This is a genomic window from Pseudomonas sp. WT-JTC, from assembly GCF_056711565.1.
Genome location: NZ_CM160042.1, coordinates 4,017,571 through 4,038,992, shown reverse-complemented (window position 1 = coordinate 4,038,992; position 21,422 = coordinate 4,017,571). Strand labels below are relative to the sequence as shown.

At 60.9% G+C, this 21,422-nt stretch carries 20 protein-coding genes; 10 read left to right on the top strand and 10 right to left on the bottom strand.

Annotation, left to right across the window (positions count from 1 at the left end):
- Positions 1-189: 189 nt before the first annotated feature.
- The 7 genes from AC06G5_RS18345 to AC06G5_RS18315 form a co-directional block, all read right to left on the bottom strand.
- Positions 190-1,485, bottom strand: coding sequence for an NAD(P)/FAD-dependent oxidoreductase (locus AC06G5_RS18345; RefSeq protein WP_480457938.1), 1,296 nt, complete (start codon positions 1,483-1,485; stop codon positions 190-192).
- A 464-nt stretch (positions 1,486-1,949) separates the two neighbouring features.
- Entirely contained in the window at positions 1,950-3,308 is a 1,359-nt protein-coding gene (gene chrA, locus AC06G5_RS18340) for a chromate efflux transporter (protein WP_413428560.1), read from the bottom strand.
- Positions 3,309-3,352: 44 nt separating this feature from the next.
- On the bottom strand, positions 3,353-3,841 hold the full coding sequence (moaE, locus tag AC06G5_RS18335) for a molybdopterin synthase catalytic subunit MoaE (RefSeq protein WP_480457936.1): 489 nt from the start codon (positions 3,839-3,841) through the stop codon (positions 3,353-3,355).
- 3 nt (positions 3,842-3,844) lie between these two features.
- The gene (gene moaD / locus AC06G5_RS18330; RefSeq protein WP_480457934.1) at positions 3,845-4,096 is read right to left on the bottom strand and encodes a molybdopterin converting factor subunit 1; all 252 of its coding nucleotides are present in this window, start codon (positions 4,094-4,096) and stop codon (positions 3,845-3,847) included.
- Positions 4,093-4,599: a cyclic pyranopterin monophosphate synthase MoaC gene (gene moaC, locus AC06G5_RS18325; protein ID WP_413428563.1), complete on the bottom strand. Its 507-nt coding sequence runs from the start codon at positions 4,597-4,599 to the stop codon at positions 4,093-4,095. Before moaC ends, moaD begins: the two co-directional genes overlap by 4 nt.
- Before the next feature lie 43 nt (positions 4,600-4,642).
- Complete coding sequence (gene fdhD / locus AC06G5_RS18320) at positions 4,643-5,470, bottom strand: formate dehydrogenase accessory sulfurtransferase FdhD (RefSeq protein ID WP_413428564.1); 828 nt, start codon at positions 5,468-5,470, stop codon at positions 4,643-4,645.
- Between the two features lie 146 nt (positions 5,471-5,616).
- The gene (locus tag AC06G5_RS18315; RefSeq protein WP_008021986.1) at positions 5,617-6,507 is read right to left on the bottom strand and encodes a LysR family transcriptional regulator; all 891 of its coding nucleotides are present in this window, start codon (positions 6,505-6,507) and stop codon (positions 5,617-5,619) included.
- Between the two features lie 288 nt (positions 6,508-6,795).
- On the opposite strand from AC06G5_RS18315, the gene moaB reads away from it, so the two are divergent.
- Positions 6,796-7,335, top strand: coding sequence for a molybdenum cofactor biosynthesis protein B (gene moaB / locus AC06G5_RS18310; protein WP_413704582.1), 540 nt, complete (start codon positions 6,796-6,798; stop codon positions 7,333-7,335).
- Entirely contained in the window at positions 7,332-8,537 is a 1,206-nt protein-coding gene (locus AC06G5_RS18305) for a molybdopterin molybdotransferase MoeA (RefSeq protein ID WP_413704583.1), read from the top strand. Before moaB ends, AC06G5_RS18305 begins: the two co-directional genes overlap by 4 nt.
- Positions 8,538-8,815: 278 nt before the next feature.
- On the opposite strand, the gene AC06G5_RS18300 is transcribed toward AC06G5_RS18305, so the two are convergent.
- On the bottom strand, positions 8,816-9,715 hold the full coding sequence (locus tag AC06G5_RS18300) for a bestrophin family protein (protein ID WP_480457930.1): 900 nt from the start codon (positions 9,713-9,715) through the stop codon (positions 8,816-8,818).
- A 5-nt stretch (positions 9,716-9,720) separates the two neighbouring features.
- Positions 9,721-10,719 (bottom strand): GTP 3',8-cyclase MoaA, encoded by a 999-nt coding sequence (gene moaA / locus AC06G5_RS18295; protein ID WP_413428568.1) that lies wholly within the window; start codon positions 10,717-10,719, stop codon positions 9,721-9,723.
- A gap of 953 nt (positions 10,720-11,672) precedes the next feature.
- On the opposite strand from moaA, the gene AC06G5_RS18290 reads away from it, so the two are divergent.
- The 4 genes from AC06G5_RS18290 to AC06G5_RS18275 all read left to right on the top strand — a co-directional run bounded on the left by AC06G5_RS18290 (position 11,673) and on the right by AC06G5_RS18275 (position 16,722).
- Positions 11,673-13,997 (top strand): FdhF/YdeP family oxidoreductase, encoded by a 2,325-nt coding sequence (locus tag AC06G5_RS18290; RefSeq protein ID WP_480457927.1) that lies wholly within the window; start codon positions 11,673-11,675, stop codon positions 13,995-13,997.
- Between the two features lie 127 nt (positions 13,998-14,124).
- A complete protein-coding gene (locus AC06G5_RS18285) occupies positions 14,125-15,546 on the top strand; it encodes a cytochrome ubiquinol oxidase subunit I (protein ID WP_480457925.1) in 1,422 nt (473 codons plus the stop codon).
- 17 nt (positions 15,547-15,563) lie between these two features.
- On the top strand, positions 15,564-16,580 hold the full coding sequence (cydB, locus tag AC06G5_RS18280) for a cytochrome d ubiquinol oxidase subunit II (protein WP_413428679.1): 1,017 nt from the start codon (positions 15,564-15,566) through the stop codon (positions 16,578-16,580).
- A complete protein-coding gene (locus AC06G5_RS18275) occupies positions 16,567-16,722 on the top strand; it encodes a DUF2474 family protein (RefSeq protein WP_413428680.1) in 156 nt (51 codons plus the stop codon). The genes cydB and AC06G5_RS18275 overlap by 14 nt, the downstream gene beginning before the upstream one ends.
- 843 nt (positions 16,723-17,565) lie before the next feature.
- Here the strand turns inward: AC06G5_RS18275 and AC06G5_RS18270 are convergent.
- The gene (locus tag AC06G5_RS18270) at positions 17,566-18,417 is read right to left on the bottom strand and encodes a CAP domain-containing protein (protein WP_480457922.1); all 852 of its coding nucleotides are present in this window, start codon (positions 18,415-18,417) and stop codon (positions 17,566-17,568) included.
- Positions 18,418-18,560: 143 nt separating this feature from the next.
- Between AC06G5_RS18270 and AC06G5_RS18265 the strand changes: the two genes are divergently transcribed.
- The 4 genes from AC06G5_RS18265 (at position 18,561) to AC06G5_RS18250 (ending at position 21,422) form a co-directional block, all read left to right on the top strand.
- Positions 18,561-19,181 carry a cell wall hydrolase gene (locus tag AC06G5_RS18265; protein WP_413428682.1) on the top strand — a complete coding sequence of 207 codons (621 nt, stop codon included), beginning with the start codon at positions 18,561-18,563 and terminating at the stop codon, positions 19,179-19,181.
- A gap of 199 nt (positions 19,182-19,380) precedes the next feature.
- On the top strand, positions 19,381-20,358 hold the full coding sequence (locus AC06G5_RS18260) for an NAD-dependent epimerase (RefSeq protein WP_111287024.1): 978 nt from the start codon (positions 19,381-19,383) through the stop codon (positions 20,356-20,358).
- A 48-nt stretch (positions 20,359-20,406) separates the two neighbouring features.
- Entirely contained in the window at positions 20,407-21,147 is a 741-nt protein-coding gene (locus AC06G5_RS18255) for a glycosyltransferase family 2 protein (protein WP_322616459.1), read from the top strand.
- Positions 21,144-21,422, top strand: a complete 279-nt coding sequence (locus AC06G5_RS18250; protein WP_480457919.1) for a lipid-A-disaccharide synthase N-terminal domain-containing protein — start codon at positions 21,144-21,146, stop codon at positions 21,420-21,422. The genes AC06G5_RS18255 and AC06G5_RS18250 overlap by 4 nt, the downstream gene beginning before the upstream one ends.

Sequence of the window (21,422 nt, the reverse complement as noted above, 5' to 3'; positions counted from 1 at the left end):
TTTTTGTGTCCACCGAAGATCAAACTGTGGGAGCGGGCTTGCTCGCGAAGGCGGTGTGACTGCCGCTGAATATGTGTTGAATGTACCGACCCCTTCGCGAGCAAGCCCGCTCCCACAGGGATTGATGTCGAGCTCAAATATCGAGGCCGGTACAAACAACATCCATGTTGAATGTATTGGCCAGTAACCTCAGCGCAGTCGCTCAAGCATCTGGTAGTACCACATGCCGGCAGCGAGCATCGGGTTGCCCAGCAGGTCGCCCATGGGTACGCGGATGTGCTGGCAGGCAGCGAACGTGTCGAACTGCTCCAGCTGCCCGGTGATCGCCCGGCCCATGATTTCACCCATGATGTGGCTGGTGGCGATGCCGTGGCCGGAGTAGCCCTGGCAATACCAGACGTTGTCCGACAGCTTGCCCAGTTGCGGGATGCGGTTGATCACGATGCCCATCGCGCAGCTCCACTGGTAATCGATGGCCACGCCTTTGAGCGCCGGGAAGGTCTGCTCGATGCACGGGCGCAGCTCGGCGGCGATGTCGCGTGAATCCTTGCCGCTGTAGTTGGCGCCGCCACCGAACAACAGGCGACCGTCAGCGGTGAGGCGGTAGTAGTCGAGCACGAAACGGCAGTCGTAGACCGCCAGGTCTTCGGGGTTGATCTGTCTGGCCAGATCGCCCAGCGGCGCGGTAGTGACGATGCCGCCCATGGCCGGGAAAATCTTGCCCTTGAGCTTGCCCGGTTCCAGCTTGTGGTAGACGTCGCCGGCCAGCAGCACCTGACTGGCCTCGATGTGCCCGTGGGCGGTACGTACGCCCGGGCTCTGGTGAAGGCCATCGCCATGGATGATCTCTAGCACTTCGCTGTTTTCGAAGATCAACGCGCCCAGGCTTTCGGCTGCGCGGGCTTCGCCGATGCACAGATTGAGCGGGTGCAGGTGCATGTTGCGGGTGTTCTTGATCGCGCCGTGGTAGAGGTCGCTTTGCAGCAGGTCGCGGACCTGGCTGCGGTCGAGCAGGCTGACCTCATCGCCCATGCCACGGCGCACGGCTTCCTCGTAGTCCTTGCGCAAGCCAGCCATGTGCGCGGGCTTGTACGCCGCGTGCAGGTGGCCGTGCTTGAGGTCGCAGGCGATGCCGTACTTTTCCACGCGCTGGCTGATGATCTGGTGCCCGCGCCAGCGCAGGTTCCAGATGAAGTCGTCGACTTCATCGCCGATGGTGCGGCGCATCTGTTTGCGCATGGCTTCATCGCCCGAGAGACTGCCGGTGACCTGGCCGCCATTGCGCCCGGTGGCGCCCCAGCCGATCTTGTGGCTTTCGACGATGGCGACCTTCAGGCCTTTTTCCGCCAGCTCGACGGCGCTGGCCACGCCGGTGAAACCGCCGCCGATGATCACCACGTCAACCCGGTGCCGGCCTTGCAGCGTCGGGTAATCGGTGTCCTGGTTGAGGGTGGCGGTGTAGTAGGAATTGCAACGTTGAGTCATGTCGGTGTCCAGGCAAAATGGGGAGAAGCTCAATGCCGGTCAGGCGAACGCAGTCATGTGGGAGCGGGCTTGCTCGCGAACGCGGTGTGTCATTCGACATCAACGGTGAATGACACACCGCGTTCGCGAGCAAGCCCGCTCCCACAGGTTCTGTGTATGGCTGAGCAGGAGCGTAAGGAGGGGGCGCGCCGATCAGGCGGGCAGGGCGCTATCCGGCGGACGTGCGGAATGACGCAGTTTGGAACGGCGCAGGGCCATGGGCAGGTTGACGATGCGCTTCATGCAATGCCGTCCACGGCCAGCAGCGAGGTGGCCTGGAGCGAAATGTTCAGCAGGTGCTGTTCTGACGGCAAAGTACGCATGGCGCAGGTTTCCGGCGGCGCAAATCGTCGGTGGCGAGTAGAACAAGCCATCCGGGGATGGCTGGATACTAGGGAGGATTGTGACGCGTGTAAATGTCTGGTTCAGGACATCAGGTGCACACCAAGGCCGATCAACCCGCAGACGGTCAACACCTCGATCACCCCGCGCTTGAAACGAAGCAACGCAATGCCCGCCACCAGGGCGATCAGCAGCGAAGGCCAGTCCAGTCGTCCTTCGAAGCCTTTGGGCCAAAGCACATGGTAGCCAAAGAAACACGCCAGATTGAGAATCACGCCCACCACGGCAGCCGTAATGGCCGTCAGTGGCGCGGTGAAGGTGAGTTCGTTGTGCGTCGACTCCACCAGCGGTCCGCCGGCGAGGATGAACAGGAACGAAGGCAGGAAGGTGAACCAGGTCACCAGCGTGGCGGCAATGGCGCCGGCGACAAACGCTTGATCCGGCCCGAAGACCTGATGCACGTAGGCACCGATGAAACCGACAAAGGCGACGACCATGATCAACGGACCCGGAGTGGTTTCACCGAGCGCCAGACCGTCGATCATCTGCGTCGGCGTCAGCCATCCGTAGTGACCGACCGCGCCCTGGTAGACATACGGCAGCACGGCATAGGCCCCTCCGAAGGTCAGCAGCGCAGCCTTGGTGAAGAACCAGGCCATCTGGGTCAAGGTGCCTTCCCAGCCGAACAGTGCGGTGAGCATGGCCATGGGCAGTGCCCACAGGATCGCACCGACAACGGCCAGGCGCGCCAGTTTCCAGCCACTGAAACGGGCGTGCTCCGGGGTCGGGGTGTCGTCGTCGATCACGGCCGGGCCGAAGGATTTTTTCGCCGCGCCGTGGCCACCGGCCCTGAATTTTTCCGGTGCCAGTCGTCCGCCGAAATAACCGATGACCGCCGCGCCGAGCACGATCAACGGAAACGGCACGTTGAGCACGAAGATGGCCACGAAGGCCGCGGCGGCGATGCCCCATAACCAGCCATTCTTCAGCGCCCGCGAGCCGATCCGGTGAGCCGCCTGCACCACGATGGCCGTGACCGCCGGCTTGATCCCGTAGAACAATCCGGCGACCACGGGCACTTCACCAAAGGCGATGTACACCCAGGACAGTGCAATCAGGATGAACAACGACGGCAACACAAACAGCACGCCAGCGATCACGCCGCCCCAGGTCCGGTGCATCAGCCAGCCGATGTAGGTCGCCAGCTGCTGAGCCTCAGGCCCAGGCAGCAACATGCAGTAGTTGAGCGCATGCAGAAAGCGCCGCTCGGAGATCCAGCGCCGGCGTTCGACCAGTTCCTGATGCATGATCGAAATCTGCCCGGCGGGCCCGCCAAAGCTGATGAAACCGAGCTTGAGCCAGAATAGAAAGGCTTCGCGCAGGCTGATGGACCGGGGCAGCAGCACATCCTGCTCCGTGATCGGGGAGGGCGTGGGGCTCAAGAGGAAACTCCTTGTGCAGAGGTGTTTTGAGCCAATGACTGTAGCTACACCGAAGCGCGTTGGATAGTCACCTGATGCTGCGCTTCTGCCCAGCGCGCGACGGCTGACCGGTCGCTGTCACGGGCATCGACCCAGCGTGCGCCGCACGCCACGTCTTCGCGTTTCCAGAACGGCGCGTCGGTTTTCAGGTAGTCCATGATGAACGCACAGGCTTCGAAAGCGGCTTGACGATGGGGGCTGCTGACACCGACAAACACGATCGGCTCGCCGGTCGACAACGGGCCGATCCGATGCACGATCTCCACGGCCCGCAGCGGCCATCGGGCCCTGGCATTGTCGATGATTTTCTGCAGTGAACGTTCGGTCATGCCCGGGTAGTGCTCCAGAAACAATCCGGCGACCGCCTCACCCTGATTGATGTCGCGCACGTAGCCGACGAAGTTGACCACGGCACCCACGCCCGGATCGTTCGCCTGCAAGTTGTCGATCAACCGGCCGACGTCGAACGCTTCACACTGGACCCGAACCGTCATGTCTCAACCCCCGGTGACCGGTGGAAAAAAGGCGATCTCGTCATAGTCCTCGATCACCCGGTCCGGATGGCACAGCTCCTGGTTCAGGGCACACATCAGGTTGCTTTCACCCAGCACGTTGCTCCACACCTCACCGCGAGCCATCAGCAATCGGCGCACGTCTTCGATGGTCTTGAGGCTGTCGGTCAGGGGCAGTTTTTCACCGCCCAGATTGAGCTGCTCGCGGTAACGGGCGAAGTAGTTGATCAGGATCATTGTGCGGCCTCGAACTTGAAATGACCGGAGCGGCCGCCTTGTTTGCTCAGCAGGCGGATGTCATCGATGACCATGGCGCGGTCCACCGCCTTGCACATGTCATAGAGGGTCAGCGCCGCCACGCTGACGGCGGTCAAAGCTTCCAGTTCGACCCCGGTCTGGCCCTCGACGCGGCAGGTGCCGACAATTTTCACACTGTCCGGTGTGCAGGCCTTGAGTTCGACGTGGATCGAACTGAGCAGCAGGCTGTGGCACAGCGGAATCAGCTCATGGGTTTTCTTCGCCGCCATGATTCCGGCGATTCGCGCGACGGCAAACACATCGCCCTTGGGGTGGCCGTCGCTTTGAATCAACTTCAAGGTTTCCGGGCGCATCCGCACCCAGGCCTGGGCCTGGGCTTCACGCAGCGTCGAGGTTTTTTCGCTGACATCGACCATGTTGGCGCGACCCTGACGGTCGAGGTGGGTCAGGCCATTGGGCGATGCATCTGAAATGTCTGTCATGGGGAGTTCCTGCGCTTGCCAGCGCGGTGATCGGGTGAAGGCATCATGCCGGGCTGTAAATGCGTGGTGCGTTTCGGTGAGGGACGTGAATCAGGTTGAGGCGATGTTTGATTGCCCATTGCACGGTCAGGGCGGTGGGCGCCGACAGGCTGACCAGCGTGCCGAGCCTGGCCCTGACGGCTTTGTGAATCAGCTCCAGGCTGCAACGGCTGGTGACCACGGTGAAGCCGCTGCGGCTGTCGATGCCGGCGTGTTGCAGGGCACCGATCAGTTTGTCCAGTGCGTTGTGGCGGCCAATGTCCTCGCGGCAGATCAGCGCGTTGCCATGAGGGTCGAAGTACAGCGCTGCGTGCAGTGCACCGCTGCTGCGGGCCATTTGTTGTGCCTGTTCGATGCGGCCGCGAATGTCGATGAAATGCTCGGCGGGCGGCAGGGGAACCGGATCGAGAATCTGCAGTTTCGGCAAGGCCTGTTCCAGCGCTTGCACACCGCACAGTCCGCAGCCACTGGTGCCCGCCATTTGCCGACGATGGTTCTTCAGTGCCCAGAACGCGCGGCTGGAGATCTGCACGTCTGCTTGAACGGCCTGGTCGAAATGGGTGAGGCGCAGGTCGTAGATTTCGCTCTGGTCTTCGACGATGTCGTTGCTGACGCTGAAACCACGGATGAAATCTTCGAGGTTGCCCGGCGACACCATCATCACGGCCTGACTCAAACCGTTGTAGGTGATTGCCAGGGCAATCTCTGAAGCCAGCGCCGCCTGACAGACTGACGCCGCGTTGTCGTACTCGCGAAAGTTCACATTCAGCGGCTTGGGTGCGGGGGCGTTGGTGTCGCTTCGAATATCGGTTTGTTCAACTTGGCATAACATGAAAAGAACCTCGAAGCGCTGAATTAAGTTCAGGCTACGGGTAACTTTTCAACGCGTCCAATCGCTTGTTCCGATGCGCCGATTGGTGATGTCTATCAGGCTGGCCAAACAGGTCTTTTTCGGTTTTATATAAAACCGCAACTTGATCAGTGAGTCCGGCTGAATAAAGTTCGGGCTTCGGCGAAACACTTCTCGGCAATTGCCGAGCGCGGTTCGGTCTTGCGCATGACCAGGCCCAGGGGGGCGAGCACACTGGCATCCGGCAGTTCGATGAACGACAGGTGTTCGATGGGTTCTTCCAGGCCGCTGTCCAGCGGCATGATCGCGCAGCAGAAACCTTCGTGAATCGCCTGCAGCAATTGGTAAGTCGAATCGCTTTCCAGGATCGGCTGCGGGTCCAGTCCGCGGCTGCGAAAGCTCAGGTCGATGGATTTGCGGTAGTGCATGCCGTTGCTGAGCATCCCCAGCGGCAGTTCGGCGGCGTCCTCCCAGCTCATTTGCGCACCCTCGAAATGGAAGTGGCGGGTGTCGTACAGCAGGCCGACGCGGGTTGCGCCGATCTCGAAAAACTCGAAATAGCTCGGATTGACGTGATCGAGGTAGCACACGCCCAGGTCAAGCTGATTGTTGCCCAGGCCCTCGATGATCTGGTCGGAACTCAGGGAAGACAGGCTGTACTTGAGCTCGGGAAAGCTGCGGGACAGGCCCTGAATGTAGGTGACGGGGTTGAAGCTGCTCAGCGGCACCAGGCCCAGGCGCAAGTTGCCGACGAGCTGGCCCCGGCACGCGGCGGCCTCGGCGAAGAGCCCGTCGTGGGCGGCCAACAGGGTTCTGGCCCACGCCAGTACCCGCTCGCCGGCCTGGGTAAAACCCTCGAAGCGCTGCCCCCGGGTGACCAGCACCAGGTCCAGTTCATCCTCCAGGTTGCGCAGACGCATGGACAGGGTGGGCTGGGTGATGTGGCAGCGCGCGGCAGCCTGGCCGAAGTGGCGGGTCTGCTCCAGGGCGATCAGGAACTTGAGTTGTTTGATGTCCATGACGGCACCTGCTGACGGGGGAGTGAAGGGTAAGTATTGACTCAGGTGCGCAAGACACAAGGCGCGGCGGAAACCGTGAGGTGTGGACGATCTCACTGTCCTGGGCGTGCGTCCAATCACTGGTATTTAAGGGGTTATCGATGCGCTCTATCGTCGATGGTGTTTTATATTGATAGAGCGGCTCGATAGTCTGGTTGGTTAGAGTGATTAGACAGCGTTTGTTGGACCGATTTAGTCTCCGGAAGTTGTTTAATTCAGCTATTTAATTCATGCCAGCCGGAGAATCCCATGAGCGTTAAACCGGATGCGTTGTTTATCCCTTTGAATATTGCCGTGCTGACAGTCAGCGATACCCGTGAATATGCCAATGACACTTCCGGCCAACTGCTCGCCAGTCGTTTGCTGGAAGCCGGCCACACCCTCAGCGAGCGCAACCTGCTCAAGGATGACCTGTACAAGATCCGCGCGCAGGTGGCGAACTGGATTGCCGACGACGGCATTCAGGTGGTGTTGATCACTGGCGGTACCGGGTTCACCGGCCGCGACAGCACCCCCGAGGCGGTGGCCTGTTTGCTGGACAAGCAGATCGACGGATTCGGTGAGCTGTTCCGGGCGATTTCGATCCTCGACATTGGTACCTCCACAGTGCAGAGCCGGGCACTGGCCGGGCTGGCCAATGGCACGCTGGTCTGTTGCCTGCCGGGTTCCACGGGCGCCTGCCGCACCGCGTGGGAAGGCATCCTCGCCGAGCAACTCGACGCTCGCCACCGGCCGTGCAATTTCGTACCGCACCTCAAGCCCGTGCAAGCCTGCGGGACGCGGGGATGAGCGCTGCACCGCTGATGTCGGTGGAGCAAGCCATCGACCGGCTGCTGACAATGGCCGAGGCACACAGGATTGAAGACAGCGAAGCGGTGCCGCTAAGTGCCGCCGGGCAGCGGGTGTTGGCCAATGACCTGGTGGCGACCCTCGATCTGCCGCCGTGGCCGAACAGCGCCATGGACGGGTATGCCCTGAATGTCGACGGCTGGGATGGGGAGCCATTGAGCGTGTCGCAGCAGGTGTTTGCCGGACACGCCCCCGAAGCCTTGGCACCGGGAACCTGCGCGCGCATCTTCACCGGCGCGCCTGTTCCGCCGGGTGCCAACTGTGTGGAGATGCAGGAAAACACCGAGGTGCTGGATGACGGACGGATCCGGTTCAAGCAGCCACTGCGCGCCGGCAATAACATCCGTCCGCAAGGCCAGGAGAACGGCGTCGGCGATGTATTGCTGCGCGCCGGCAAACGCCTTGGTCCGTTCGAGTTGGCTGTCGCGGCGGCGCAGGGCTGCACCCATGTGCAGGTCGTGCGGCGACCACGGGTGGCGTTGTTGTCCACCGGCGATGAACTGGTCGAGCCGGGCACGCCACTCAAGCCCGGCAGCATTTACAACAGCAACCGCACATTGTTGAGCCATTGGTTGAGTGCGTTGGGTTGCGAGGTTATCGATGTCGGCATACTCCCCGACGAGCCGCGCCAGACGCGGCTCAAGCTCGAACAGCTGCAACACGCCGCTGACCTGATGCTCAGCACTGGCGGTGTGTCCGCCGGTGACGCCGACTGCCTCGGCCAGGTGCTGCGCGAGTGCGGCAAGCCGTTGCTGTGGAAACTCTCGATCAAACCCGGCAAGCCATTGACCGTCGGCCACTTCGGCCGCGTGCCGGTGATTGGCCTGCCGGGTAATCCGACATCGGCGTTGGTCACTTTCGGCCTGTTGGCCCGGGTTTACCTGTTGCGGATTCAGGGTGTCGAAGACGTCGAGCCCTTGAGCTTTCCGGTCAGGCTCGGCTTTGCCTGGCCCAAACCTGGCAGTCGGCGCGAGTACCTCAGGGCGAAACTCCAGGCCGGTCAAGCGGTGCTCTATCCGAACCAGAGCTCAGGCGTTTTGTTGGGGGCCTCCTGGGCCGATGGGTTGTTGGAGGTGCCGGAAGGCTGCACCTTGGCAGAGGGCGACACGGCGCGGTTTATTCCCTTCAGCGAGCTGTTCTGAATACACCTGAAATACCTGTGGGAGCGGCGGTGCGGCGATCCGACTTGCTCGCGACGAGGCCGGCACATCCAACAGTGATATTGACTGACCCACCGCCTTCGCGAGCAAGCCCGCTCCTACAGTTTGATCTTCAGTGAACGCCAATCCTGCGGCCAGCCACAATCCCTGTGGGAGCGGGCTTGCTCGCGAAGAGGTCGGCATATGCAAAAGAGATATTGCCTGACCCACCGCCTTCGCGAGCAAGCCCGCTCCCACAGGTTTTGTGTGTTTCTTGAGTCTCAGTTCAGCACAAAGTCCACCGGTTCCAGTTGTGGCGGCAGTTCTGTCACGCCCAGTGCTGCCAGTACATCACGCTCGATGTTGCGCACGATGGCGTCGGTGGGCAGGTCGTTTTCATCGCGGCCGAACGGGTCTTCCAGTTCATCGGCAATCGCGTCCAGGCCGAAAAAGGTGTAGCTGACGATCGCGGTGAAAATCGGGGTCAGCCAGCCCAGGGGTTCGGCCATGGCAAACGGCAGGAGGATGCAGAACAGGTAGATGGTGCGGTGCAGCAACAGGGTGTAGGGGAACGGTAGCGGGGTGTTCTTGATCCGTTCACAGACCGCCTGGGCGTGGGTCAGGCTGGCCAGGTGGTTGGCCATGAGCGTGTAGCGCCAGTCGTTGACCGCCCCGGATTCGTTGAGTGCCGAACACTGCTGACCGACCTGCATCAGTATCTGCCCGCTGATGTCCGTACTGTTGCCCTTGGGCATCGGTTGCAGCCAGTCGCCGCTGGCTGCCAGTTCGTTTTCCTGGCGCAGCCGCGCGTTGAGGGCATGAGCAAAGCCGCACAGGTTGCTCAGGATCGTGTGTCGCTCATCCGTGTCCTTGATGACCAGGGTTTCACGAATCATCGAGCGCACTTCCACGATCACCTCGCCCCACGCCTTGCGCGCTTCATACCAGCGGTCGTAGCAGGCGTTGTTGCGAAAGCTCATGAAGATCGACAACGACAAACCCAGCAGCGTGAAGGGCGTTGCACTGACCTTGGAAAAGTAGCTGGGATGCAAGGTTTCAACGAGCACGATGGCCGAGGCGAGCAACGTCACCATCAGGCTGCGCCAGGCAATGCGCTTGGCGATCGAACCCTTGAGGGACGTCAGGACGCCGATCAGGTTGGGTTTGGGTCTCACGATCATGGGTTTCAGCCGCCCGTCATGTTCATGAAGCGAATGACCTGTACGTCGTCGTTCACTTCGAAGTTGTGTCGATAAGGCTTGAGCTTCATCGCCTCGATAATGGCTTTCTCCAGGCGCTCGGGCTGTCCGGGGTGGCTGCGCAGAACAGCCTTGAGATCCACAGAGTGCTCATTGCCCAGGCACAGCAGCAGACGTCCTTCCACGGTCAGCCGCACCCGATTGCAGGTGCCGCAAAAGTTGTGGCTGTGGGGTGAGATGAACCCCAGGCGAATCTGCGGCGCCTCGGCCAGGCGCCAGTAGCGCGACGGGCCCTGGGTCGACTCGGCGGAATCAATCAAAGTGTAGCGTTCGGCGATGCGCTCGCGGACCTGGCTGCTTGCGAAAAACGATTCGGCGCGGCTGTGCTCGTCGATGGTGCCCAACGGCATCTCCTCGATGAAGGAGATGTCGAGGTTGCGGTCGATGGCGAAGCTCACCAGATCGTTGATCTCATGGTCGTTGCGGCCTTTCATGACCACGCAATTGAGCTTGGTGTTGCGAAATCCGGCCTGGTTGGCCGCGTCGATGCCCTTGATGACCTGCGCCAGATCACCGGTGCGGGTCAGTTCGCGAAAACGTTGCGGGTCCAGGCTGTCGAGGCTGATGTTGAGGCGCTTGACCCCGGCCTCGAACAACGGCTCGGCGAGTTTGGCCAACTGCGAACCGTTGGTTGTCATGCACAGTTCACGCAGGCCGGGCAGGGCGGCGATCTTCTGGCACAGCTGCACCACGCCCGGACGAATCAGCGGCTCGCCTCCGGTCAGGCGGATCTTGCGGGTGCCCAGCGCTACGAAGCTTTGTGCCAGTTGATAAATCTCTTCCAGCGTCAGCACCCGTTGGCGCGGCAGGAACTGCATGTCCTCGGCCATGCAATACACGCAACGGAAATCGCAGCGGTCGGTGACCGACATCCGCAGATAGTCCACGCGCCGGGAGAATCCATCGATCAAGACTTGTTCTGACATGACACCCTCGCTTGGCACGTATTGAATGAATGTTCCGTGTAGGAGCGAGCTCTGCTCACGATGGTCGTTAACGATTACGCGTGCCTGCTGGCTGAACGCGGTGCTCTTGAGTCCATCGCGAGCAGAGCTCGCTCCTACAAATATTGCGCCTGTTGAGCGCAGGTGTAGGAGCGAGCCTGCTCGCGATGGTCGTTAACGATTACGCGTGCCTGCTGGCTGAACGCGGTGCTCTTGAGTCCATCGCGAGCAGAGCTCGCTCCTACAAATATTGCGCCTGTTGAGCGCTGGTGTAGGAGCGAGCTTGCTCGCGATGGTCGTTAACGATTACGCGTGCTTGCTGGCTGAACGCGGTGCTCTTGAGTCCATCGCGAGCAGAGCTCGCTCCTACAAATATTGCGCCTGTTGAGCGCTGGTGTAGGAGCGAGCTTGCTCGCGATGGTCGTTAACGATTACGCGTGCTTGCTGGCTGAACGCGGTGCTCTTGAGTCCATCGCGAGCAGAGCTCGCTCCTACAGGTATTGCGCTGATAACGGATTTGTTCAGCGCAGGTGTAGGAGCGAGCCTGCTCGCGATGGTCGTTAACGATTACGCGTGCTTGCTGGCTTAACGCGGTGCTCTTGAGTCCATCGCGAGCAGAGCTCGCTCCTACAGAAAATGCGCCGATAACGGATTTGTTGAGTGCAGGCTAAGAGCAACTTTAGGGGACGTCCAATCACTATTAGCAACCGGTTGATCGACTGCATCTATGATGGGTAAAGTTGTTGCATAAATGGCTATTTAATTTTTATAAGTGATTGATAATAAACAATAAAATACGATGATAAATATCCTCGATCATATGGTCATAAATAGCGATTAGACAGTAATTAATCCCTGTTCATATGCTTTCTCCGTCAAACGATCAATGACCTGAATCGGGTCGAAGCCTGTGTGCATTGTCACGGAGAACTACCATGTCTCAAGTCGACCGCTACAAACCCTACAAAGGTGCCGCCGCCGGTTGGGGCGCGCTGATTGCTGTTACCAGGAACTGGCTGGGCAGTGAAAACGCGCTGAAGAACATTCGCGCCATGCTCAAGACCAACCAGAACGGCGGGTTCGACTGCCCCGGTTGCGCCTGGGGCGAGTCACCGGAAAACGGCATGGTCAAGTTCTGTGAAAACGGCGCCAAGGCCGTTAACTGGGAAGCCACGGGCCGTTTGGTCGACCCGGCCTTCTTCAACAAATACAGCGTCTCGGCGCTGGCCGAGCAGAGCGATTACTGGCTGGAGTATCAGGGGCGCCTGACCCACCCGATGCGCTATGACGTTGCCACCGATCGTTACGTGGAAACCACCTGGGACGAAGCGTTCGCGACGATCGCCCGGCACCTCAACGCGCTGGAGTCACCCCACCAGGCCGAGTTCTATACCTCGGGCCGGGCCAGCAACGAGGCGGCGTTTCTCTATCAGTTGTTCGTCCGGGCTTACGGTACCAACAACTTTCCGGACTGCTCCAACATGTGCCACGAAGCCAGCGCGGTGAGCATGATCGAAAGCCTCGGCGTGGGCAAAGGCACCGTGGTGTTCGACGATCTGGAGCATGCCGATGCGATCTTCGTCATTGGCCAGAACCCCGGCACCAACCACCCGCGGATGCTCGAACCGTTGCGCGAAGCGGTCAAGCGCGGTGCCCAGGTGATCTGCATCAATCCGCTCAAGGAGCGTGGGCTGGAGCGCTTCCAGCATCCGCAGCACCCGATCGAAATGCTGATGAATGGCTCCGAGCCCACCAACACCGCGTACTTCCGCCCGGCACTTGGCGGTGACATGGCGGTCATGCGCGGCATGGTCAAGTTCCTGTTGCAGTGGGAGCGCGAAGCTCAGGCCACCGGCGGCGAACCGGTGTTCGACCATGAGTTCATCGCCGAACACACTTCGGGAATGGGGGCCTACCTGGCCGAAGTCGACGCGACCAGCTGGGAGCACATCGAACAGCAATCAGGCATGACCCTGGCTGACATCGAACTCGCCGCACGCATGTACGCCCGGTCCAAGCGGGTGATCATGTGCTGGGCGATGGGCCTGACCCAGCACACGCACTCGGTGCCGACGCTGCAGGAAGTCATCAACCTGATGCTGCTGCGTGGCAACGTTGGCCGTCCGGGCGCGGGCCTGTCGCCGGTTCGCGGTCACAGTAACGTGCAGGGCGACCGCACCATGGGCATCAACGAACTGGCACCCACCGAGTTGCTCAATGCCTTGGAAAAACGCTTCTCCTTCAAGCCGCCGCGTGAGCATGGTCACAACACCGTGATGGCGATTGGCGCGATGGAGCAGGGGCGTTCGAAAGTGTTTATCGCCCTGGGTGGCAACTTCGCCCAGGCCACCCCCGACACGCCGCGCACCCACGCTGCGTTGCGCAAATGCGACCTCACCGTGCACATCGCCACCAAGCTCAACCGCAGTCATTTGGTCACCGGCCGTGAAGCGCTGATCCTGCCGTGCCTGGGCCGCACCGACATCGACATGCAGGCCGAAGGCCCGCAGGGTGTGACCGTGGAAGACACCTTCAGCATGATCCACATCTCTCACGGTCAGCTGAAACCCAAGTCGAAACACCTGCTGTCGGAACCTGCGATCATTGCCGGCATCGCCGCCGCCACACTGGGCAAGCACCCGATCGACTGGAACTGGGCCATCGGCGACTACGGGCGCATCCGCAACATGATTGCCGACACCATTCCCGGCTTCGAGGATTTCAACCGGCGCCTGCTGCATCCGGGCGGTTTCCACATGCCCAACGACGCGGCCAGGCGCATCTGGAAAACCGCCAGCGGCAAAGCCCAATTCACCCCGAGTGTGTTGCCGCAGCACCTGATCAGCGAGGGCGTGCGCAACCTGGCGGTCAAGCCGCACCTGATCTTGCAGACCATGCGTTCCCACGATCAGTACAACACCACGCTGTACGGCCTGGATGACCGTTATCGCGGGGTGTACGGCATGCGCGACGTGGTGTTCGCCAACGAGCAGGACATTCGCCGGCTGGGTTTCGAACCGGGGCAGAAGGTTGACCTGGTGGCGCTGTGGGACGACGACCGCGAACGCCGGGTCAGCGGTTTCACCCTGATCGCCTACGACATTCCGGCCGGTCAGGCGGCGGCGTACTACCCGGAGACCAATCCGCTGGTGCCATTGGAAAGTTACGGTGACCGTACCTTCACCCCGACTTCCAAGTTCGTTGCCATCCGGCTGGAGCAGGCGAAGGCCAGCAGCCTGATTTCGACTACCGCCGCATAGCAGCGGGGCGGCCCGGTGCCGCACCCGCTCACTGCAAACCTTTCGACTTGTGTTGGCTGCAGGCCCTCCGGCCTGACGGTGGCCCGGCCGTGTGCCGCCGTTTTTCAGCCGCAATGAGGATATCGACATGTTTAACCTGGAGGCACTGGACCTGGCGCGGATTCAATTCGCGTTCACGGTTTCGTTCCACATTATCTTTCCCGCCATCACCATCGGGCTGGCCAGTTTCCTGGCGGTGCTCGAAGGCCTTTGGCTGAAGACCCACAACGACACCTATCGTGATCTCTACCATTTCTGGTCGAAGATCTTCGCCGTCAACTTCGGCATGGGCGTGGTCTCGGGGCTGGTCATGGCCTACGAGTTCGGCACCAACTGGAGCCGTTTCTCCGACTTCGCCGGCAGCATCACCGGGCCGTTGCTGACCTATGAAGTGCTCACGGCGTTCTTCCTCGAGGCCGGTTTCCTCGGGGTCATGCTGTTCGGCTGGAACCGGGTAGGGCGTGGCTTGCACTTCTTCTCGACGGTCATGGTCGCCATCGGCACCTTGATCTCGACCTTCTGGATTCTCGCGTCCAACAGCTGGATGCAAACGCCCCAGGGCTTCGAGATCGTCGACGGTCGCGTGATGCCGCTGGACTGGCTGGCCATCGTGTTCAACCCGTCGTTCCCGTACCGCCTGGCGCACATGGCGATTGCCGCGTTCGTGGCCACGGCGTTCTTTGTCGGCTCGTCGGCGGCGTGGCACTTGCTGCGCGGCAACGACACCCGGCAAGTGCGCAAGATGCTGTCGATGGCGTTGTGGATGGCATTGATCGTCGCGCCGATCCAGGCCGTGGTGGGTGACGCCCACGGCTTGAACACCCTGGAACATCAACCGGCGAAAATCGCTGCGATTGAAGGCCACTGGGAAAACAACGGGAGCGAAGCGACGCCACTGGTGCTGTTCGGCATCCCCGACATGCAGGCCGAGAAAACCAAATACGCCATCGAGATTCCGTACCTGGGCAGCCTGATCCTGACCCACAGCCTCGACAAGCAGATCCCGGCGCTCAAGAGCTTCCCGAAAGAGGACCGGCCCAATGCGACGGTGATCTTCTGGAGTTTCCGCGTCATGGCCGGGCTGGGCATGTTGATGGTGCTGGCCGGCGTACTCGGCCTGGCCCTGCGCCGCAGCGGCGCCATCTACCGCAATCGCTGGTTCCTTCGCCTGATGCTGTGGATGGGCCCAAGCGGCCTGATCGCCATGCTGGCCGGGTGGATCACCACCGAAGTCGGGCGTCAGCCGTGGGTGGTGTATGGCCTGTTGCGCACCGCCGATGCCGCGTCGAATCACAGTGTCGCGCAGTTGAGCATTTCGCTGGCGTTGTTCGTGGTGATCTATTTCTCGGTGTTCACGGTGGGCATCGGCTACATGATGAAACTGGTCGGCAAAGGGCCGCAGCCGCATCACGGGCATCCCGTCGACGGGCATTCCGACCAGGTGATCACACCGCGCCGGCCACTGTCTGCCGACGCCGAAATCCTCGAAACCGACGCCCGCGTCAATTGAAGGAAGGGAGTTGAATCATGGGTATTCAAGGTATCGATTTATCGCTGATCTGGGGCGTGATCATCGCCTTCGGCGTGATGATGTACGTGATCATGGACGGCTTCGATCTGGGGCTGGGGATTCTGTTCCCGCTGATCCCGGATGCGAAGGAGCGCGATGTGATGATGAACACCGTGGCACCAGTCTGGGACGGCAACGAGACCTGGCTGGTGCTGGGTGGCGCGGCGCTGTATGGCGCGTTCCCGCTGGCCTATTCGGTGATTCTGGAAGCGTTGTACCTGCCGCTGATCCTGATGTTGTGCGGCTTGATTTTTCGTGGCGTGGCGTTCGAGTTTCGTTTCAAGGCCAGCCCTGAAAAGCGACATATCTGGGACATGGCGTTCATCGGCGGTTCGTTGCTGGCGACGTTCTCCCAGGGTGTGGTGATCGGTAGTTACATTGCCGGTATCCCGGTGGTCGACCGGCAGTTCGCCGGTGGTTCGCTGGACTGGCTGGCACCGTTTCCGCTGTTCTGTGGTGTCGGCCTGATCATTGCCTACGCGCTGTTGGGCAGTACGTGGTTGCTGGTCAAGACTGAAGGCATGCTGGAGTCGCGGATGCGCTTGTTCACCCGGCCCCTGGCGTGGCTGCTGTTGGCGGTGATTGGTGTGATCTGTGTGTGGACGCCGATTTTGCATCCGGAAATCGCCACGCGCTGGTTTGCCCATGCCCACCTGGCGGTGTTCGGTGGTCTTGCGGTGCTGGCCCTGTTGGCGGTGTTCGGCTTGCTCAAGACCCTGCGCCAGCGCCACACCCATTGGCCGTTTGCCTTCACCCTGATGCTGGTGTTCCTGGGCTACATCGGCCTGGCGTTCAGCATCTGGCCGAACATCGTGCCGCCTTCCATCAGCTTGTGGGCGGCGGCGTCACCGGCGACCAGCCAGTTGTTCATCCTGATCGGGGCGTTGTTCATTTTGCCGATCATTCTGATGTACACGGTTTGGAGTTACTACGTATTCCGCGGCAAAGTGAGGATTGGCGATGGCTATCATTGATTCTTGTGAACCGGCACCGGTGGCTTGGTACAAGCACCTGGGGTGGCTGGTGGTGATCTGGTCGGGCAGTGTGGTTGGGTTGGGGGTAGTGGCGGGGGGATTGCGGATGTTGATGCATGCTGCCGGCATGAGTAGTCATTGATGGCAAGTCGTTAAGGGGGGCAGTTCAGTTTGGGGCGTGTGTGAACATCCATTCCTGCGGTAACGGCGGCTTATGGTTCCGCCTTTACGGCGGGTTACTTGGAAGAGCGGAGCGCCGCCCGGCCCCAAGTAACCAAGGGCTCTTGCCCCTGACGTTCGGTGCCTCGCCAAGGCTCGGCATTCCCTCGCTCCGGTCCTGCTCCGTGGGCCCGCCGCGATCGGCCATCCTTGGCCGTACGCGGCTAACCCGGCATCCATGCCGGGTTGCCCACTGCGCAGAACCTGCGCTCGGCCTCTCGAGGGGGCAAGAAGATCAAAAGCAAAAGCAAAAGCAAAAGCAAAAGCAAAAGCAAAAGCAAAAGCGAGGCAAGGCGGCCTGCGGGCCGACCTGGTCTTGGCTGGCGTCCCCGATTCCCTGTAGGAGCGAGCCTGCTCGCGATGGACGTCAACGATGACGCGGGGTGTCTGGATGAGCGCGTTGTCTGGGCATTTTTCGCGAGCAGGCTCGCTCCTACAGAAGATTGAGTAAAGCCACGAAAGCCAGGTCGGCCCGAAGGCCGCCTGGCTTTTGCTTTGGCTTTTGATCTGCCCTGCCCCGTCGGAGCGAGGGAACCCTGAGCCTAGGCGAAGGGCCGTACGTCAGGGGATAGGCCCTTTGGTTACTTTGGGCTGGGCCGGCATTCCGGCCCCAAAGTGACCCGCCGTAAGGGCGGAATCATAAGCCGCCGTTACCAAAGAAACGGATATGTATACCTTCGGTTGCACAGTCCGAGCGCGACGCCCTCTGTGCGCCAAGGACTTCAGCCTCACCGCAAAAAAACTTGAAGGGCACAGAGCCTTGTCATTACTGCGCCCCAAACATCGCCGTCCAGTAAATCCCCGCATCGCTCTTCGGGTCGGTCGCGTAAGCGGCGCCCAGTTCGCGGAATTGCGGGTTCATCAGGTTGGCGCAATGGCCGGGGCTGGCCAGCCAGCCTTCGACCACTTTGTGTGGCGTGTCTTGCCCGGCGGCGATGTTTTCGCCGATCTGCTGGAAGTCGTAGCCGGCCAGTTCCGCGCGGTCACCCGGTGTGCGGCCGTCGCGGTCCTTGTGGTCGAAGTAGTTGTTGTTGGCCATGGAGCGCGAGTTGCCTTCGGCGGCGCTGGCCAGTGTGGCGTTCCAGGCCAGCGCCGGCGCGGCGGCAAAGGATTGCGGGCCGCACTGGCGTGGCCGGGTGCGTGCTGCGTTGACTTCGGTCAGCAGTTTCTGGCCTTCGGCCTGTGCGTCGCCCAGGCGCGCGCTCAACAATGGCCGTGCGACCACGATGCGCCATTCACGGTCCTGGCGGCTGACGCCGACATCGACGAATTGCGGGTCGAGGACGATCTGGCAAAAGCTTTCCTGGATCGCCTTCATCGCCGAGGCCGCATCGCGAGGTCCGGACAGGCTGATGGCCTGCACATTCTTCATGGGATAACCCGCAGTGGCCATGGCCTGCTGCAGATTGCCGATGCTCGGGGCGGTCAGCACCAGGCGCGGGTCGGCCGACAGTGGCGGCAACTCGGAGGAAACCTGGCCGGCACAGCGCTGCAGTTGGCTGCGGTAGACGTTGATCGATTCGATCAATTGCGATTCGTCCGCCGCCGAGGCGTTGGCGGCGAATACCAGGCCCAGTGACAAACCGGCCAAGCGCATTGCGGATGAGATGAAACCCATGAAAATCCCTCTTGAGCAGTTTGCGCCAATGATGCGCGAAGTTGGCCCATTCAGGGCAACCGATTTATCCAGAGTGTAGTGGGGCGGGTGAAATCATTTCACTACTACACTGAAGCGAACCACTCCCCCGAGTGACACCGATCATGCGTCTCGACTGGATCGCCACCTGCCTCGCCCTCACGTTGCTTGTCGGCCCGGTATCCGGCGGGGATCAAGCGCAAAAGCAGCAAGCGGCCGAGAACAAGGCCGAGGTGCTGGAACACAAAGCCGCCGAAAACAGCAACCCCGCACCGGTACCCAAGGCTGAAGCCATTACCCCGTCCGAAGTCCAGGCCGTTGACCCGGCGGGGTCCGCGCCCCTGGACGATGCTATCACCTGCCTGGCCCGCTCGATTTACTGGGAAGCCAAGGGCGAGGACCCCGCCGACATGGAGGCGGTGGCCAACGTGGTCATGAATCGCCTGGGCCACGAGGGCTTTCCGGACACGGTGTGCAAAGTGGTCAAGCAGGGTTCCGAGACCGGGAGTTGCCAGTTCTCCTGGTGGTGTGACGGCAAATCCGATTCGGTGCAGGAAGAGGTGCCCTACGCGATGGCCAAGGAAATCGCGCGCAAGGCCCTGAACAAGGAGCTGCCGGATCGCACGCAGGGTGCCCTGTATTTCCATGACCGTACCGTCAACCCGGATTGGGCCAAGGAATACATCAGGACCGTGGATATCGGTTTGTTCCGGTTTTACAAGCCGCATGGCATATCGGCCAAATAATGGCGGCCGTTTCGGCCAAATATCTTTTTTTTGCTGATGTCGTGCGCGGAATTATCGAAACTGAAATGTTTCTGTTTTATAAGTTTCATAACGTAACATTGCGCGAATGACGCCATAAACAGGAAGTACACATGAAGCTGACGAGGGTCTGGATCAGTAATCTCGCGCCAATCGCTGCGCAGTCGCAGGCGTGCGCCCAATGACCGTGCTGGTCACCGGTGCGGCCGGTTTCATCGGTTTTCATACAGTCCAGCGCTTGTGCCGCGAGGGTCAGGACGTTGTCGGTATCGACAACCTCAACGACTACTACGACGTGGAACTCAAGCACGCACGCCTCGAAGTGCTGGAGACTTTGCCGGGCTTTCGTTTCCGGAAAATGGACATCGTCGATAAACCGGCGCTGATGAGCCTGTTCCAGGAACACCGTTTTACCGAGGTGGTGCACCTGGCCGCCCAGGCTGGCGTGCGCTATTCGCTGGACAACCCGGATGTCTATGGGCAGTCGAACCTGGTGGGTTTCCTCAATGTGCTGGAAGCCTGTCGGCACCATCGCCCCGAGCATCTGATCTACGCCTCGAGCAGTTCGGTGTACGGCACCAACAGCAAGATGCCGTTCAGTGTCGAGGACCCTGTCGAACATCCTGTTTCGCTGTACGCCGCCAGCAAGCGCGCCAATGAACTGCTGGCCGAAAGTTACTGCCATCTGTATGGCTTGAAGGCCAGCGGCCTGCGCTTTTTTACCGTCTACGGTCCATGGGGCCGCCCGGACATGGCGCTGTTCAAGTTTACCGACGCCATCCTCAAAGACCTGCCCATCGACATTTACAACCAGGGGCAGATGTCGCGCGACTTTACCTACGTCGACGACATTGTCGAAGGTATTGCCCGACTACGTCCGAAGCCGCCGGTGCCGCAAGGTTCCGCCACCGGGGTCAACCGGCTCTTCAACATCGGGCGTGGCATGCCGGTGGCGTTGCTGGATTTCGTCGACTGCCTGGAATCCGCCCTGGGCCTGCAGGCCCGGCGCAACTATCTGCCGATGCAGGCCGGTGATGTGGTCAAGACCTGGGCCGATGTCTCGGCACTGGCCGAGTGGGTGGGCTTCAGCCCGCAGGTGACGCTCGAAACCGGCGTCGGTGAATTTGTGAAGTGGTATCGGCAGTTCTACCAGATTTGAAGCGTTCGCCTCTGATCTCGAAAAAATCAAAAAGGCGAGAGAGATTCCATGAGCCAAGACATTTTTGTATCCGTACTGATTCCCGCCAAGAACGAAGCGAACAACCTCAAGCCATTGCTTGAGGAAATCCGCGTGGCACTGGCCGATGAGGCTTACGAAATCATCGTGGTCGACGATGGCAGCACCGATTCGACCCTGCAGGAATTGCGGCAGATGCGCCACGACGGCCTGGACACCCTGCGCATCCTCCATCACGAGCGTTCGCTGGGGCAGAGCACCTCGCTGTACCACGCGGCGCGCGAGGCCCGTGGGCAATGGTTGGCGACCCTCGATGGCGACGGCCAGAACGATCCGGCGGACATTCCCGGCATGCTCGCGCTGGTGCGCGGCGAACCGGGCCAGGTCGATGTGCAACTGGTTGCCGGGCACCGGGTCAATCGCCGCGACACCGCGAGCAAACGCTACGCCTCGCGTTTCGCCAACAACCTGCGCCGGCGCCTGCTCAAGGACGCCACCCCGGACACCGGTTGCGGCCTGAAGCTGATCGAGCGCGCGGCGTTCCTGCGCCTGCCGTACTTCGACCACATGCATCGCTATATTCCGGCACTGATCCAGCGCCATAACGGGCGCATGATCGTGCACCCGGTCAACCACCGGCCGCGCACGGCCGGGGTGTCGAAATACGGCAACATCGACCGCGCGCTGGTCGGCATTCTCGATTTGTTCGGGGTCTGGTGGCTGATCAAGCGCACGCGGCTGAACACCATTGCCCAGGAGATCGAAGGATGATGTTGTCTCGTGAAACCCTGTGGCTGATCGTCGGTTTTGCGGGGCAGGTGGCCTTTACCGGGCGCTTTGTCCTGCAGTGGCTGTACAGCGAGTACAAGAAACGCAGCGTGATCCCGACCAACTTCTGGTACCTGAGCATCGTCGGCAGCACCTTGCTGCTCGCCTACGCCATTTATCGCGAGGACCCGGTGTTCATCGCCGGGCAGGCGTTCGGCTCCCTTGTGTATTTTCGCAACCTGCAATTGATTGCCAAAAGCAGAAGCGTGAAGGAATAA